Source organism: Vibrio sp. V15_P4S5T153, assembly GCF_963874485.1.
Taxonomy (GTDB): domain Bacteria; phylum Pseudomonadota; class Gammaproteobacteria; order Enterobacterales; family Vibrionaceae; genus Vibrio; species Vibrio anguillarum.
Map to the genome: position 1 here is coordinate 534,808 of NZ_CAWNHR010000019.1, position 16,716 is coordinate 551,523.

Annotated in this window: 11 protein-coding genes and 1 tRNA gene; 7 read left to right on the top strand and 5 right to left on the bottom strand. The window is 45.6% G+C overall.

Annotated features, from left to right (window positions below; translation table 11 throughout):
• Window positions 1–433: 433 nt before the first annotated feature.
• Window positions 434–3,343, top strand: coding sequence for an RNA polymerase-associated protein RapA (gene rapA, locus AACT42_RS21125; RefSeq protein ID WP_094168014.1), 2,910 nt, complete (start codon window positions 434–436; stop codon window positions 3,341–3,343).
• A 78-nt stretch (window positions 3,344–3,421) separates the two neighbouring features.
• Here the strand turns inward: rapA and AACT42_RS21130 are convergent, their stop codons facing one another.
• Window positions 3,422–4,693: an NRAMP family divalent metal transporter gene (locus AACT42_RS21130; protein ID WP_094131672.1), complete on the bottom strand. Its 1,272-nt coding sequence runs from the start codon at window positions 4,691–4,693 to the stop codon at window positions 3,422–3,424.
• 248 nt (window positions 4,694–4,941) lie between these two features.
• Between AACT42_RS21130 and AACT42_RS21135 the strand changes: the two genes are divergently transcribed.
• Entirely contained in the window at window positions 4,942–5,679 is a 738-nt protein-coding gene (locus AACT42_RS21135; RefSeq protein ID WP_010318839.1) for an RluA family pseudouridine synthase, read from the top strand.
• Window positions 5,680–5,708: 29 nt separating this feature from the next.
• On the top strand, window positions 5,709–6,671 hold the full coding sequence (locus AACT42_RS21140) for a D-2-hydroxyacid dehydrogenase (protein WP_094131673.1): 963 nt from the start codon (window positions 5,709–5,711) through the stop codon (window positions 6,669–6,671).
• A gap of 66 nt (window positions 6,672–6,737) precedes the next feature.
• Here AACT42_RS21140 and AACT42_RS21145 read toward each other — a convergent pair whose 3' ends face one another.
• The 3 genes from AACT42_RS21145 to pepA form a co-directional block, all read right to left on the bottom strand.
• A complete protein-coding gene (locus AACT42_RS21145; protein WP_094131674.1) occupies window positions 6,738–9,599 on the bottom strand; it encodes a valine--tRNA ligase in 2,862 nt (953 codons plus the stop codon).
• Window positions 9,600–9,693: 94 nt separating this feature from the next.
• The gene (locus AACT42_RS21150) at window positions 9,694–10,143 is read right to left on the bottom strand and encodes a DNA polymerase III subunit chi (RefSeq protein ID WP_017043380.1); all 450 of its coding nucleotides are present in this window, start codon (window positions 10,141–10,143) and stop codon (window positions 9,694–9,696) included.
• A gap of 67 nt (window positions 10,144–10,210) precedes the next feature.
• Entirely contained in the window at window positions 10,211–11,719 is a 1,509-nt protein-coding gene (gene pepA / locus AACT42_RS21155; protein ID WP_010318842.1) for a leucyl aminopeptidase, read from the bottom strand.
• Window positions 11,720–11,908: 189 nt separating this feature from the next.
• Between pepA and lptF the strand changes: the two genes are divergently transcribed.
• On the top strand, window positions 11,909–13,009 hold the full coding sequence (gene lptF / locus AACT42_RS21160) for an LPS export ABC transporter permease LptF (RefSeq protein ID WP_013855997.1): 1,101 nt from the start codon (window positions 11,909–11,911) through the stop codon (window positions 13,007–13,009).
• A gap of 3 nt (window positions 13,010–13,012) precedes the next feature.
• Complete coding sequence (gene lptG, locus AACT42_RS21165) at window positions 13,013–14,083, top strand: LPS export ABC transporter permease LptG (protein WP_013855998.1); 1,071 nt, start codon at window positions 13,013–13,015, stop codon at window positions 14,081–14,083.
• A gap of 62 nt (window positions 14,084–14,145) precedes the next feature.
• Here the strand turns inward: lptG and AACT42_RS21170 are convergent, their stop codons facing one another.
• Window positions 14,146–14,667, bottom strand: coding sequence for an RDD family protein (locus AACT42_RS21170; RefSeq protein ID WP_094131675.1), 522 nt, complete (start codon window positions 14,665–14,667; stop codon window positions 14,146–14,148).
• 153 nt (window positions 14,668–14,820) lie between these two features.
• On the opposite strand from AACT42_RS21170, the gene AACT42_RS21175 reads away from it, so the two are divergent.
• Together AACT42_RS21175 and AACT42_RS21180 are read left to right on the top strand one after the other, a co-directional pair.
• Window positions 14,821–14,905: transfer RNA gene (locus AACT42_RS21175), tRNA-Leu, on the top strand.
• A 248-nt stretch (window positions 14,906–15,153) separates the two neighbouring features.
• A complete protein-coding gene (locus AACT42_RS21180) occupies window positions 15,154–16,404 on the top strand; it encodes an HD-GYP domain-containing protein (protein WP_094131676.1) in 1,251 nt (416 codons plus the stop codon).
• Window positions 16,405–16,716: the final 312 nt, after the last annotated feature.

Genomic DNA, 16,716 nt, shown 5'->3' on the forward strand with positions numbered 1-16,716 from the left:
AGCGTCTCCTTGCTGCTGTGCAGCGTGCTTAACAAAAGGTGCTAGCAAGTAGAGGTTATCGATCAATGGATGCCGGTAGTGACTCGATTGCTCGATGACTTACTGCAAGCCTGTGTTGATACTCATTGTCTGTTTGGTCTGCATGCTTTGTGCCAGAGTCATCCTTTTGACTGGCAAAGCAAGCATCGTTACAACAAGTATAGCAACCTTGTTTACTACAAATGCCACCGATTTCTTACAGTTTGATGTCAACCAAAAGTTGAAGAAAAAAATCTTGGTTATCCTTCGCTTTACACGTGACCTGTATCACGCCATCAAGTAAGATTAGCGACCTTTTTCTGCACCACACTCCAACAACAATCATAATTAGGAGTTGCCTTCACGTGGTAGCAGATCGATACAATCCATTCCAAATAAATAAGGTAGTCGATTCATGAGTTTTGCTTTGGGGCAACGCTGGATAAGCGATACAGAAAGTGATCTTGGTTTAGGTACTGTGGTAGCGCTTGATGCGCGTACTGTGACCTTGATGTTTGCTGCATCAGAAGAAAACCGCGTTTATGCACGCAGTGACGCCCCGGTAACACGAGTGACGTTCAATAGCGGCGATGTGGTTGAAAGCCAAGAAGGCTGGTCGCTACGCGTTGAGCAAGTTGTTGAAGAACAAGGACTACTCACTTATCTCGGTACGCGCGAAGACAACGATGAAAGCGGCGTGGCGCTACGTGAAATTTTCTTAAGCCACCAAATCCGTTTCAACAAACCGCAAGATAAATTGTTCGCAGGTCAAATTGATCGCATGGATAATTTTGTGTTGCGTTATCGCGCCCTGATTAACCAATATCAACAACACAAAAGCCCAATGCGTGGTTTATGTGGCATGCGCGCGGGCCTGATTCCCCATCAGCTTTATATCGCACATGAGGTTGGTCGTCGCCATGCACCCCGCGTGTTATTAGCCGATGAAGTGGGGTTAGGTAAAACCATTGAAGCGGGGATGATCATTCATCAACAAGTGCTTTCTGGCCGTGCGGAACGTATTTTGATTGTGGTGCCGGAAACCTTGCAGCACCAGTGGCTGGTGGAGATGATGCGTCGCTTTAATCTTCATTTCTCCATTTTTGATGAAGAGCGCTGTGTTGAAGCGTTTGCTGAAGCACACAACCCTTTTGATACTCAGCAATATGTGCTTTGTTCGCTCGATTTTCTGCGTAAAAGTCGTCAACGTTTTGAACAAGCACTTGAGGCGGAGTGGGATCTATTGGTGGTGGATGAAGCGCACCATCTAGAATGGAGCCAAGATAAACCAAGCCGCGAATACCAAGTGGTCGAAGGGCTAGCGCAAAACACCCCAGCGGTATTGCTGCTAACGGCAACGCCGGAGCAATTGGGCCGTGAAAGTCACTTTGCGCGTTTGCGTTTGCTCGATCCCGATCGTTTTTACGATTACGAGGCGTTCGTTGAAGAAGAAGAGCAATATGCGCCTGTAGCCGATTCAGTCAGTGCCCTGTTTTCGGGTGAGAAGTTGCAAAACGAAGCCAAAAACCAAATCACTGAGCTACTTTCAGAGCAAGACGTTGAGCCGCTGTTTCGCATTATTGAAAGCGATGCCGATGAAGAGAGCAAAGCCTCTGCTCGCCAAGAGCTGATTGATAATCTGATGGATCGCCATGGTACAGGCCGCGTGCTGTTTAGAAACACCCGCGCTGCGATTAAAGGATTCCCTGTGCGTAATGTGCACTTGATGCCGATGGAAATCCCCGCGCAATACACGACCTCGATGCGAGTGGCTGGCATGATCGGCGGTAAGCTCAGTGCTCAGGCTCGCGCGATGAAAATGCTCTACCCCGAAGAGATTTTCCAAGAGTTTGAAGGCGACGATGCAAGCTGGTGGCAGTTTGACTCTCGCGTGAATTGGCTACTTGAAAAAGTGAAAGAGAAACGTAGCGAAAAGATTTTAGTGATCGCTTCTCGCGCTAGCACTGCGTTACAACTGGAGCAAGCACTGCGTGAGCGTGAAGGCATTCGCGCCACCGTTTTTCATGAAGGTATGTCGATTTTAGAACGTGATAAAGCCGCCGCTTATTTCGCACAAGAAGAGGGTGGCGCGCAAGTATTGATCTGTAGTGAAATCGGCTCTGAAGGGCGTAACTTCCAATTTGCTAACCAGTTGGTGATGTTTGATCTGCCGTTTAACCCAGATCTTCTAGAGCAACGCATTGGCCGTTTGGATCGTATTGGTCAACACCGTGATATCGATATCCATGTGCCGTACCTTAAAGGCACATCGCAAGCGATTTTGGCGCGTTGGTTTGATGAAGGCTTGAATGCATTTGCTGAAACCTGCCCAACAGGCCGCGCTGTGTATGATAAATATGCCGATGATCTGATTGACATGCTGGCTTCGGGAAATATCGATACGTTGGATGAGATCATTGAACAGTCGGCAACGCTCAACAAAACGTTGAAGGCTCAGCTTGAACAAGGGCGTGACCGACTGCTTGAAATGCATTCAAACGGTGGCGAAAAAGCATTGAAAATCGTCGAAAGTATAGCATCAACGGATGGCGATACTAACTTGGTTACTTTCGCTTTGAGCTTATTTGATGCGATCGGTTTAAACCAAGATGATCGGGGTGAAAACGCGCTGGTGGTCACACCATCGGAGCACATGATGGTGCCAAGCTACCCCGGTTTGCCGTATGAAGGAGCGACCATCACTTTTGATCGTGATACGGCATTATCGCGTGAAGATATGAATTTCATCAGTTGGGAACATCCGATGATTCAAGGCGGGATCGACCTACTGATGAGCGAAGGCGTGGGAACATCGGCGGTTTCTCTGCTGAAAAATAAAGCTCTGCCTGTTGGGACTTTGCTGCTTGAGTTGATCTATGTGGTGGATGCACAAGCGCCAAAACGCAGTGGTATCAGCCGCTTCCTTCCTCAAACACCAATCCGTTTGATGATGGATGCGCGTGGTAATGATCTCTCCGCTCAAGTTGAGTTTGAAAGCTTCAATCGCCAATTAAGCCCAGTGAATCGTCATTTGGCCAGCAAGCTCGTTACGTCGGTACAAAATGATGTGCATAGCTTAATTGCTGCCAGTGAAAGCCAAGTTGTGAGCCGTGTTGAAGTGATTCGTGAACAAGCGCAGAAAGAGATGCAGTCGAGCTTAAACGGTGAACTGGAGCGCTTATTGGCGCTTAAAGCAGTCAACCCGAACATTCGTGATGAAGAGATCAGCGCGATTGAAGAGCAGATTAACGAGTTAAGCGGTTACATCGGTAAAGCGCAATTCCAACTGGATTCGTTGCGTTTAATCGTTGTGACGCATAACTGATCCCTTTACTTGGCCCTTGTGGCGTTACATTAAAAATAACAAAGGCCTTTGTCGATAAGGCCTTTGTTTTATCTGCTGTTACATAATCCACTTCCACCAAATAAATAGCGCTAAAAAGCCAAACAGATAAACAAGCCCTACGATAGATAGTGCTTTGAGTTTTTTTCCTACTGCGAGTTCAGCCGGTAAAGGTGTTTTAGTCACCAGAATATAGTTGAGCAGCGCAAAAATTGGCGTGGTCATAAATGCCATGATCATCGCAAAATTCAGCATTGGCATCAGTGCTGAAGCCCAAAAGGCAATGATGGCTAGCGCTAAAGCCGATACCACGAGGACCCAAGCTTGGTAGCAACGTGGGCTTTGGCTCTCTTTGTTTTGCAAAAGACGTTGTGATTCTGTAATCACCCGTGAATAGCCATCAATGACGGTGATGGTGCTGCCAAAAATACAGAAAAAGGCGATCACTGCAATTAAATAACGTGACCACTCACCTATGGTTGAAGCGTACAATCCGACCAATTGATGCGAAAAGCCGACGCCAGATTTCGAGAGCTCAACGCCTGTTCCGTGTAGTACTAAGGCACCGAGCGACAAAAATACAATCGCCAAGATTGCAGTACCGATATAGCCCACATTGAAATCAAATAGTGCGGATTGCGGCGTCACTTGCTGCTCTTGGCATTGACGTTTGAGCCACACCGAAGTGATGCTCGAAATCTCAATGGGTGCGGGCATCCAGCCCATAGTCACCACCAAAAAACCGATCGCGGCGAGTGTCCAAGGTGAAGGCGAAATGGTTTCTACCACTATCTGCGCTGGGGTTGCGACGGCAATCACCACGGCGAGTAAGGTGGCGATTGTCAGTACTGCCATAATCATTTTAGAAAGTGAGTCGAGCGCGCGAAAGTGGCCTGCAAAAAGGATCAGCAAACAAGTGGTCAGCACAATCACTGAAAGAACAATATTGCCTAGCTCAAAAGGGACAAAATAGGCCAGTAAGCTGGCGCTAAACAGCAGTAACGCGGCGGTGTTTATAATGGCCGATACCACGCTTAAGAGGGCAAAAACCCATAAGTAAGCGCGCCCGAGATGAGCATAGCCTTGTACTAAACTTTTGCCTGTCCCCATGGTGTATTGAATGCCAGCCTTAAAAAAGGGGTATTTTAATAAGTTGACTAGCAAAATGAGGCCTGCGAGTTGCCAGCCATAAATTGCACCTGCTTGAGTTGATGCGACGAGATGAGAGCCGCCGACGGCTGCTGCTGCCATCATAATGCCCGGCCCGAGTGAACGAAGCAGTTGTGGCAGGGTTAAACGTTTGGCCGATTGATAAGGGACGCTGTGTTCCATTCTTGTTCCTTAGACTTGATGTTGTGTTATTTATAATTTTTGCTTTTGAAGCTGACTTTAATGTCAAGCTCATCAATCAATATCACACCCAGTTAATCTGTCAATTTTAAGTTACATTTCAAGTGATATTTCTAAGCAAGGCTAACTTACTGACGATTTCGTGATTTAACGAAACTAAGATGACTCTTCTCTATTGGCTTGGCGGAGAGGTTGGTATAATGCGCCGATTTTTTTAGGAGAAACCTTCGATGGCTATGCTTGAATACACGCCGCCCACAGATCCTTGGATTGATATTGTCTATGAAGATGATCAGATTCTCGCGGTGAATAAACCTTCAGGTCTGCTGTCGGTTCCAGGACGCTTGCCTGAGCATCACGACAGTATGTGGAGTCGTTTGGCTGAGCAATATCCAGAGATCCAAGTTGTGCATCGTTTGGATATGTCGACTTCTGGCTTGATGGTGCTGGCAAAAAATAAATACGCGGAAGGGGCATTGAAAAAGCAGTTTCAATACCGTTTAACGCATAAAATTTATTACGCTCGCGTGTGGGGCGTAATGGAACTTGACGAGGGGGCGGTTGAATTACCCCTGATTTGCGATTGGCCAAATCGGCCTAAACAGAAAGTCTGCTTTGAAGATGGGAAACCATCAAAAACTTTATATCAAGTAGCGAAAAGAGAAGAAAAAACGACAATTGTACGTCTTTTTCCTGTGACTGGCCGTTCGCATCAATTACGTGTGCACATGCAAGCTTTGGGGTATCCGATTGTGGGTGATGAGTTTTATGCCCCGCAAGAAGCGCAAGATTTTTCCGATCGCTTAGCGCTGCATGCCGCAGAGCTCAGTTTTTATCACCCAAAGAGTCATTGGCTGCGCAATATTTTTGTCGGCTGTGATTTTTATCCCGAAGCACAAGAGCAAATTTTGCAACACTTTGATCCTGAGCGAAAATTACCAGATTACAAAACGTTGCCCCGACCTTAGTGTGACGTGGGTGGCGACAAGGAGCTGATATGTCACTACCCACGGTTGTATTTCTCGATAGGGCCACAATCCCTGCTTATATTCGATTGCCAAGCTTACCTTTTGCTCATCATTGGCTTGAGTTTGACTTTACTTCTGCCGAACAAGCGCTCGATCGCCTATCTCAAGCCGATATCGTAATCACCAATAAAGTGGTGCTGGATAGAGCGTTACTCTCACAATGTCCGAAATTGCGCTTGATTGCTGTGTCGGCCACAGGCGTCAATAATGTCGATGTCGATTACTGTCGTGAAGCAGGCATCGCACTGGTGAATGTTCAAGGCTATGCCACCCGTTCTGTTCCGGAACATGTAGTTGGGATGATTTATGCCTTAAGGCGTAACTTGTTTGCTTATCATCAAGATATTGCCAATGGCGAGTGGCAGCGCAATCAACAATTTTGCTTTTTTACTCATCCGATAGGGGATGTTGCAGGTTCAACGCTTGGTATTGTGGGGAGTGGCGCGCTCGGACAGGCAACTGCAACGTTAGCACGAGCGATAGGCATGCAGGTGATATTTTCTGAACGAAAGGGGGCCAAGTTATGCCGACAAGGTTTTATGCCCTTTGAACAAATGTTAGCGGAGGCGGATGTTGTGAGTTTACATTGCCCATTGAGCGAGCAAACCCGAAACCTGATAGGTGAGAACGAATTAAAGATGATGAAGCCTAATGCATTGTTGATTAACGCAGGCCGTGGTGGTTTGGTTGATGAGCAAGCACTTGTGACAGCATTGAAATCTGGGCAAATTGCTGGCGCTGGAGTGGATGTATTCAGTCGAGAACCAGCGGACAAAACAAATCCCTTACTAGCCAATATGGATTTGCCAAATTTGTTGCTCACACCACACGTGGCATGGGGTAGTGACTCAGCTATTTCACAATTGGCAACGATTTTGATGGATAACATTGCCGCGTTTGAGTGTGGAGAGCACAAAAATCGCGTCTGCTGATGGCGTGAATAAATAAAAAAGGTCGGTATTTTCACACCGACCTTTTTAATGGTAACGCAATCGCGATTATAGTGCGGCTATTGTCGCTTTCTGTTCTTCCAGTTTAACCAAGGTATCTTGATAGCCATTCAGCTTTTGACGCTCGATAGCGACAACGGCTTCGGGTGCTTTAGCGACGAACCCTTGGTTATTGAGTTTGCCTTCAATGCGTTTGATTTCGCCTTGAGTTTTAGCAATCTCTTTTGCTAAGCGCTCTAGCTCCGCATCTTTATCAATCAAACCAGCCATTGGGATCATCAGTTCAGATTGACCAACCAGCGCCGTTGCACAAGCGGGAGTCTCTTCACCCTCTTCAAGAACGCGTAGTGCCTCCAGTTTAGCCAGTGACAACAGTACCGCTTTGTTCGCTTCTAAACGTGCCACTTCTTGCTTGTTGGCGGCTTTTAGCATCACGTTAAGAGGTTTGCCTGGGTTGATATCGTACTCGGCACGTAGGTTGCGAATGCTAGTAATAAAGGCTTTCACCCATTCGATATCATCCAGCGCCGCTTGGTTGAAGTTCGCTTCATCGTACTGAGGCAGCGCTTGCAGCATGATGGTATCCCCTTCAACGCCGTCCACTAATGGCTTAATGCTTTGCCAAATAGTTTCAGTGATATACGGGATCACTGGGTGCGCGAGGCGTAATGTTTTCTCTAATACCGTAATTAATGTACGGCGTGTTGCACGTTGCTGCGCTTCACTGCCTTTCCATAATACGGGTTTAGTCAGCTCTAAGTACCAGTCGCAGAATTGGTTCCAGATGAATTCGTAAAGGGTATTTGCCGCCATATCTAAACGGAAGTTGTTGATATGGTTGTTGAACTCTTTAGCCGTCAATTCAAATTGAGACTCGATCCATTTATCGGCTAACGAATACTCAAGCTCGCTACCTGCGTTAAAGCCACAATCGAGATCTTCGGTATTCATCAACACGTAACGGCTCGCGTTCCAGAGTTTGTTACAGAAGTTGCGGTAACCTTCTAGGCGTTTCATGTCCCAGTTGATATCACGACCGGTTGAAGCCATCGCTGCTAGCGTGAAACGCAGTGCGTCGGTTCCATAAGGTTCGATACCATTTTCAAAGGTTTTACGTGTATTTTTCTCGATCTTGGCTGCAAGCTGTGGCTGCATCATGTTGCCACAACGTTTTTCAACCAGAGACTCAAGATCAATACCATCGATCATGTCGATAGGATCAAGCACGTTGCCTTTAGATTTTGACATTTTGTCGCCGTTTTCATCACGGATAAGGCCTGTGACATAAACAGTTTTAAATGGCACTTGTGGTTTACTATTCTCATCTTTACAGAAGTGCATGGTCATCATGATCATGCGTGCAACCCAGAAGAAGATGATGTCGAAACCAGTAACAAGAACGTCAGACGGGTGGAATGTTTTTAGTGCCTCAGTATTTTCTGGCCAGCCTTGTGTACCAAAAGTCCAAAGAGCAGAGGAGAACCAAGTGTCCAATACATCATCATCTTGGCGCAGTACCACCACTGGGGCTAGGTTGTTTTGTTCGCGCACTTCTTCTTCGCTACGGCCGACATAAACGTTACCGTCGTTGTCATACCAAGCAGGAATACGATGACCCCACCAAAGTTGGCGTGAGATACACCAATCTTGCACGTCACGCATCCATGAGAAGTACATGTTTTCGTACTGCTTAGGCACAAATTGAATCTCGCCATCTTCAACGGCTTTAGTTGCGACTTCCGCTAGTGGCGCTGTGCGTACATACCATTGGTCGGTCAGCATCGGTTCGATAACTACACCACCACGGTCACCGTAAGGAATGGTGAGGTCGTGATCTTTGATTTCTTCAAGCAGGCCGAGAGCTTCAAATTCAGCTACGATGGCTTTACGTGCCGCAAAGCGCTCCATGCCTTGGTACTTAGCAGGTAGATCGCTGCTGTAAGCGTCACTTGGTTCACCATTGGTGTTGAACACTTCGGCGGCTTCACGAATGTTGGCATCAAAGGTGAAAATGTTGATCATCGGCAGTTGGTGGCGCTTACCGACTTCATAGTCATTGAAATCGTGAGCAGGGGTGATCTTCACACAGCCTGTGCCTTTTTCCATGTCTGCGTGCTCATCGCCCACGATAGAAATGCGACGATTGACGATTGGCAGCATGATCTCTTTGCCGATCAGAGCTTGGTAGCGTGGATCTTCAGGGTTAACCGCTACGCCTGTGTCACCCAGCATGGTTTCAGGACGAGTGGTCGCAACAACAATATAGTCTTTACCGTCTGCTGCTTTTACGCCGTCAGCCAGTGGGTAACGGAAGTGCCACATGTGACCTTTGACGTCTTTGTTTTCTACTTCTAGATCAGAAATTGCAGTGTGCAGTTTTGGATCCCAGTTCACAAGACGTTTACCACGGTAGAGTAAATCTTCTTGGTAAAGGCGAACAAACACTTCTTGAACGGCATTGGATAGGCCCGCATCCATAGTGAATCGTTCACGATCCCAGTCTACCGATGCGCCAAGGCGGCGAAGCTGTTTAGTGATGGTGCCACCTGATTCGCCTTTCCACTCCCAAATTTTGTCGATAAACGCTTCGCGACCGTAGTCATGCTTGGTTTTGCCTTCTTCAGCAGCAATTTTACGTTCAACCACCATTTGGGTAGCAATACCGGCGTGGTCTGTACCCACTTGCCATAAGGTATTTTTGCCTTTCATGCGTTCGCAGCGGATCAAAGTATCCATAATGGTGTCTTGGAATGCGTGACCCATATGAAGGCTACCAGTGACGTTCGGCGGTGGGATCATGATGCTGTACGCTTCTTTTGATGTATCACCGTGAGGCTTAAAGTAGCCGTTCTCTTCCCAAGTCTGATACAGAGCTTGTTCGATTGCTGTTGGGTTATATGTCTTTTCCATAGTGCTCTTAAATGGATACTGTGAATGGTTAATCTTAGTCAAACTTCATAAGTGAAGGATCTTGTTAAAGATCGCCTTAACTATAAGGTTTGACCTATGGATGTTGGATCTCGATTGTTTGCAATTGGTAGCCAGCTTGACGGTAGATTTTATACCTTTCGCGTGCTCGTTGCTTTGCTTTTTCTTCGCAGGGGACGAAGTCTACCACCTCAGCAAAGGCGTTCGCAAAGGTTGTATGATTATCCGCCACATTTATTACCAGTTGACGATTCCAATTGGGTTTGACGTTGGGGTAGCCAATCTCGATATGAGTTGAGTATTTCGGACCTTCACCCACCAGATTGTGCGCGACAAACTGTTCTGCAGGCACTTGCCATAAATGTTCAGCAAACTGTTCAGCGTGAGTTTTATCATCACAATGCAGATAAATTTTTGCCCCTTGTTTGGCGAAGTGATGAGCCAGAAATAGGACATATTGCTCAAAGCCTGCCAGCGTTGCTTGAGGGCTTTCTTCGTTCACAATGTAAAAGGTGGCTCGCTGCATGTTGTCACCTACTATCTAATCGCTCATCAACAAAAAAGGGCCTTGCGGCCCTTTTCACATTTTGAGGTTATTCCTCAGACTCTTGGCCGCTGCGGTTCAATAAGAACTGGACGAGCAATGAGACGGGACGACCTGTTGATCCTTTTGCTGCTCCTGACTTCCATGCCGTGCCAGCAATATCCAAATGCGCCCAGTTATATTTCTTAGCAAATTTAGATAAGAAGCAGCCAGCGGTAATCGTACCACCAGGGCGACCACCGATGTTTGCCATATCAGCAAATGGGCTCTTTAGCTGCTCATGGTACTCGTCGGCCATTGGTAGACGCCATGCGCGATCACTTGCTTGTTCTGAAGCATTAACCAATTCATGCGCCAATGGGTTGTGGTTTGAAACCACGCCACTGATGTGGTGACCTAATGCAATCACACAAGCGCCAGTTAGTGTCGCCACATCTACCACGCAATCGGGTTCAAAACGCTCAACGTAAGTGAGTGCATCACATAGAACTAAGCGACCTTCGGCATCGGTATTGAGTACTTCAACTGTTTGGCCAGACATAGTCGTGAGAATGTCACCAGGGCGATAGGCATTGCTGCCTGGCATGTTTTCACAGCCGGCTAAGATACCCACGACATTTAATGGCAATTTCAATTTAGCCAATGCTTTCATTGCGCCAAAGACTGACGCTGCACCGCACATGTCATACTTCATTTCATCCATGCCTTCGCCTGGTTTTAATGAAATACCGCCGGAATCAAACGTTAGGCCTTTACCCACCAACACAATTGGTTTTGCATCTGGATCTGGGTTGCCTTTGTACTCAATGACCGACATCATCGACTCATTTTTTGAGCCACGACCGACGGCGAGATAAGAGGTCATGCCCAACTTTTCCATCTCTTCTTCACCAATGATTTTGGTGGTGACGCTCTCGTAGTCGTCCGCTAAGCGGCGCGCTTGAGATGCAAGATAAGCTGGGTTGGCAATGTTGGGTGGCATATTGCCGAGATCTTTCGACGCTTTCACACCGGATGCAATCGCAAGGCCGTGTGTAATCGCGCGCTCACCTAAGTTAAGCTCACGGCGAGTCGGTACGTTAAAGACAAGTTTGCGCAGTGGGCGGCGAGTCTCAGGTTTCACGCTCTTGAATTGATCAAAGGTGTACAGACCATCTTTCGTTGCTTCAACCGCTTGGCGTACTTTCCAATAAGTATCGCGACCTTTAACGTGTAGTTCAGTCAGAAAACATACGGCTTCCATTGAACCCGTTTCGTTCAGTGTGCTAATGGTTTTTTGAATGATTTCTTTGTACTGACGCTCGCCTAATTCGCGCTCTTTACCACAACCTACCAGTAAAACGCGTTCAGACAGAACACCAGGGACTTGATGCAGCAGTAGCATCTGGCCGGGTTTACCCTCGAGATCACCACGGCGAAGTAGTGAACTAATATAGCCGTCGCTGATTTTATCAAGCTGCTCTGCTACTGGAGAAAGGCGGCGTGGTTCGAACACTCCAACAACGATACATGCGCTACGTTGTTTCTCTGGACTGCCACTTTTTACACTGAACTCCATGCGTACTCCTACATCCTGAAGACAAATAGAACTAAATGTTAGATAATGCGCTCTTAGTGGTTGAATCCGAGTTTGGATCTACTTTTAATTGAACGCCTAACAGTTAGTGAAAATTTTAAAAATAAAAGGTTCAACGGGAAATTATAGTGATTCAATCAAAAAAACAAGTTTTGTATAGGTAATTTCAGCGTGATTATTGTTAGATATTTGATCCGCGAGACACTCAAGAGCCAATTTGCGATCTTTTTCGTACTGTTTCTCGTGTTTCTTAGCCAACGATTTATTCGCGTTTTGGCTGAAGCTTCCGATGGTGACATTCCAGCACGAATGATCTTATCTATTGTAAGTTTAAATATGCCCGCAATGGGGTTATTAATGCTGCCTTTGAGTTTGTATATCGGCATCTTACTGACTTTTGGGCGTTTGTACGCAGAAAGCGAAATTACGGTGATGAATGCCACTGGCATCGGCAATAAATTTTTGATCCGTGCTGCACTCTATTTGGCTTTGATCACTTCAGGTGCTGCAGCATTTAACGCATTCTGGTTGGCACCTTGGAGCCAAGATAAAGAAGCACAATTAATGGAGCAGCTCGCAGCAGAAAATAGTGTTGATTTGCTACAGAAAGGACAATTTCAACGCACACCAGATGGTTCATCGGTGGTTTTCATCGAAAATATTGAAAACAAAAAACTGCATAATGTGTTTGTTGCGCAGCTTGCACCAAAGGATTCGATACTCCCGAGTGTGATGTTCTCTAATTCTGGTGATGTTAAAGAGCTCAGTGATGGCCGTCAGATGATCACCATGTATGACGGGATTCGCTATGAAGGCGTGCCAACACGCGTTGATTATATGATCACAAAATTTGACGAATACGAAGGTTTAATTGGCCAGCGTGAAGTTAAACCCAAAGGACGCGATTGGGAAGCGTTACCGACATCCAATCTGCTTTCCAACCCGGATCGAAGAGCGAAAGCTGAGTTGCAATGGCGAATTTCTCTGGTGATTTGTATTCCGTTACTCACCATGCTGGTGGTCCCTTTGTCGGCGGTTAACCCTCGGCAAGGACGCTTTGCGAAAATGGGACCTGCAATCTTAATTTATTTGGCCTATTTTATGGCCATCAGCGCAACCAAGTCCGCCATTGAAGATGGCTCACTTGCTACGGTGATCGGTATGTGGCCAATCAATGCTGCGTTACTTTTGGCGGCGATTTCAGTGAATATCATGGACAGTGTGCCAGTGCGGCGCTTCAAAGATAAACTAAGACTAAAGAAGGCAGCATAACGCGTGTTTAAGATTTTAGATTTATACGTCGGCCGTACTATTGTTGCGACAACCTCGCTAGTGCTGGCGACCTTTGTTGGTTTGTCCGGCATTATCAAATATGTTGAGCAATTGAGAAAAGTCGGGGAAGGAAGCTACGATTTACTGCAAGCTTTACTGTTTGTTGTGTTGAGCATTCCTCGTGATATCGAGATGTTTTTTCCTATGGCCGCCTTACTCGGTGCGTTGATTGGGTTAGGTATGTTGGCATCAAGTTCTGAGCTCGTTGTCATGCAAGCTGCGGGGTTTTCTAAGCTTAATATCGGTATGTCGGTATTAAAAACCGCAGTGCCATTAATGATCATTGTCACCTTGCTTGGCCAATGGGGAGCACCCCAAGCGCAGAAGATGGCGCGAGATCTGCGAGCTTTTTCTCTCTCTGGCGGTAGTATTGTTTCAGTGCGCAGCGGTGTGTGGGCGCGCGATGTGAATGATTTTATCTTTATTGGTAAAATTGATGACAACAAACTCTATGGCTTAAATATGTGGCGCTTTGATAACAATAAGAGTTTGCAAAACATCCTTTTTGCCGAAGAGGTGGATTACGATAAAGACAATCAATGGGTAATGAAAAATGTTCAAATCACCGACATGCGCGATGATGTATTGATAACAAAGCAAACATTACCTGAATACCGTTGGACGACCTCATTAGCTCCAGACAAACTGGCGGTTGTCACGGTCAAGCCTGAAGAGTTGTCACTGAGTGGCTTGTATGATTATGTCAGCTATTTAAAAACGTCGGAGCAAGATGCTTCACGGTACGATCTGGCGTTGTGGCGTAAAATTACTCAACCTTTTTCTATTGCTGTGATGATGCTAATGGCACTGTCGTTTATTTTTGGGCCATTGCGCAGCGTTACTATGGGCGCAAGGATTTTGTCAGGCGTGATTGCAGGCTTTACATTTTATATTTCCAGTGAGTTTTTCGGCCCACTGAGTCTTGTTTATGGTATCCCACCAGTGTTTGGTGCCGTCGCACCCAGTTTGGTGTTTCTCAGCGTTGCCGTAATGTTGTTAAGGCGAAAACTCTAAAAATGACAGGTAAGAACTATCAACAAAAAGGAAGGTTTGTCCTTCCTTTTTGTTATTCCGACTCAATTAACTTTAGGAAGTACCACTACTTTCGTTTTGGCCCAAATATCTTGGAACCCTCTTTTTTGTTGATCAAAGGGTACGGTGAGGTTTGCCAAGCCAAAGCCTGAGGTGAACAAACGTATTAAAGCTTGCGTGGCGCTGATTGAATTTCCATCTTGTTCGTTAATTATCAAAAGTCGCCAAGCACGCATCCCTAATGTCTGGCCTGCTCTTGTCCAGAAAAAGACGAAGAAGTAGACCCAGACAGCGGCAAGGTAAAATGTGTAAACATAGCTCCAAATGGGATGACGAGTGAGAAGGTCGCTGACATCTGCATACGAGCCATAGCCCATCACATTCAACGCAACGAGAGCTTCTAATATAGCAACGACAACACCAGCAGCCATCATCTCAAGAGCAATGATGATTAATGCATCGTAAGTGAGCGCACCAAATCGGCGTAGTAATCCGGCAGGCGGTAGAGAAATAGAGTTACTCATCATATCTAAACATCTTTTGTATTCGCGAAATTGCAGCAGCATATAGCCTCGGAGAGGATCTGAAAAGAGAAGACACGCACAGCTTGAAGGTTTGTGGCGAAAATATCGGCAAACGATTTGTATTTCAATATTTTGTTATTGCGCCAATAACTTTCTTACGTATAATGCCAACCATCAAAGGGCAATGCCCGAGATGCCGGTGTGGTGAAATTGGTAGACACGACGGATTCAAAATCCGTTTCCTTCGGGAGTGGCGGTTCAAGTCCGCCCACCGGTACCATAATTTAAACAACAAAGCCTCGATAAAAGTCGGGGCTTTGTTGTTTTTGTCCTCGAAATAATAGCCCACTATCTTAGATAAATGGGACTCTTTTGATAGCCTTCACATACTTCTATACTGAACAGCGCACATTTCTCGCTTCTAGCCATACACATTTATATCAACACTACTAATATGTAGTTGATGAACTTTTGAGTGGCTTCTTTTAAACTCATTAACTACTTAGTACTTAAGGTGTTATATAAATTGTGGCAAGCATAAAAATCACAGTAGATAGATTGCAGCCTGGCCTGCACATTAAGTTGCCCGTAAAGTGGAACGAACACCCCTTTCTTTTTAATAGCTTTAAGATTAAATCCCAAGAACAGATTCAATTGATAAAACACTTGGGGATTCAACATGTTTATATCAATCCTGCGCAAAGCGATACTCAACCCTTACCTGTCAATACGCAGCCGGAAGCCATAGAAGAATCTTCAGAGATGGAGAGTGAGGCTGAAAAATTGTGGGAAGAGAAGCAGAAACGGATTGAAAAGTTGAACGCATATCGTAGGCGAGTTCTAAACTGTGAGAAAGAGTTTGAGCGTTCTCTATCCCGTATGCGTGCGGTAATGAACAAGATACGCAATCGGCCAGAGGATGCGATAGATGAAGCTTCAATTTTGGTTGAAGATATCGTCGATAAGCTACTGAGTGAAGATAGCGTTACGCTGCATTTAATGAATGGCAAAAGTGAGTTTGAAGACATTTACTTTCATTCACTCAACGTTTCGGTCATTGCAATGATGATAGGAAAAGCGAAAGGGTATGATGCTCAAAAAATCAAAGAACTTGCTTTTGCTGCGCTGTTTCATGATATAGGCAAAATTAAGGTTCCTACCGCGATTGTTAGAAAGAAAACAACACTGACAGAGCCCGAACAAAATTATCTCAAATTACATACTAAGTATGGTTTGGATATTGCGAGTCATATCGATAGCTTTCCAGAAAGTGCAAAGAGAGTAATAGAACAGCATCATGAACTCAATGACGGCAGTGGGTATCCGCTTGGTTTAAAGGAATCGGCTATTGATGAGCTTTCACAGGTCATTACGGTCGCGAATGTATTTGATAATTTGTGTCATCCCAATATCGTTGCAGAGCAGAAGATTCCTTATATTGCACTTTCCTATATGTATAAGCATTGTAATCATTTATATAGTAACGAAAACTTAAACGTATTGGTTAAATTTATGGGCGTTTTCCCTCCGGGAACCGTTGTTCAGCTTTCTAACAATATGGTTGGGTTAGTCATCTCCGTAAACGCCAGCCACTTACTATATCCTAATGTATTGATTTACGACCCTTCGGTTCCGCGAACCCAAGCGCCCATTATTGATTTAGCTGATCGAGATTTGAAAATTGTTAATGCCATTCTTCCGCATAAACTTCCGGATAAAATCCGAGACTATCTTAACCCACGCTCTAGAATCTCTTATTTTTTCGATAGTGATGAGTAATATGCTTCCTTGTACTGCCTCAGTGCGGGCTTTAAGTGACGAAGAAAAATACGCAATATGGAGAGTGTCACCTCAATGCTCTGGTGATAACAAGGAGATTTAGAGAGGGAAATAGGTCGCTAATTAATCGACATTTAACGCTTTGGTGTCTTTTTGTTCACTTGAGCTATCAGAAGGTACTTTTTTCTAAAAACCGCTTGCACTCATCTTCGTTCTCCCTATAATGCCGCCTCACTGACACGGCACAGCCAGTAAGGGTTCAAGCCCAATTAGCCAGCCAATCAGTAGGTCAAATCGGTAAGACGAAATAAT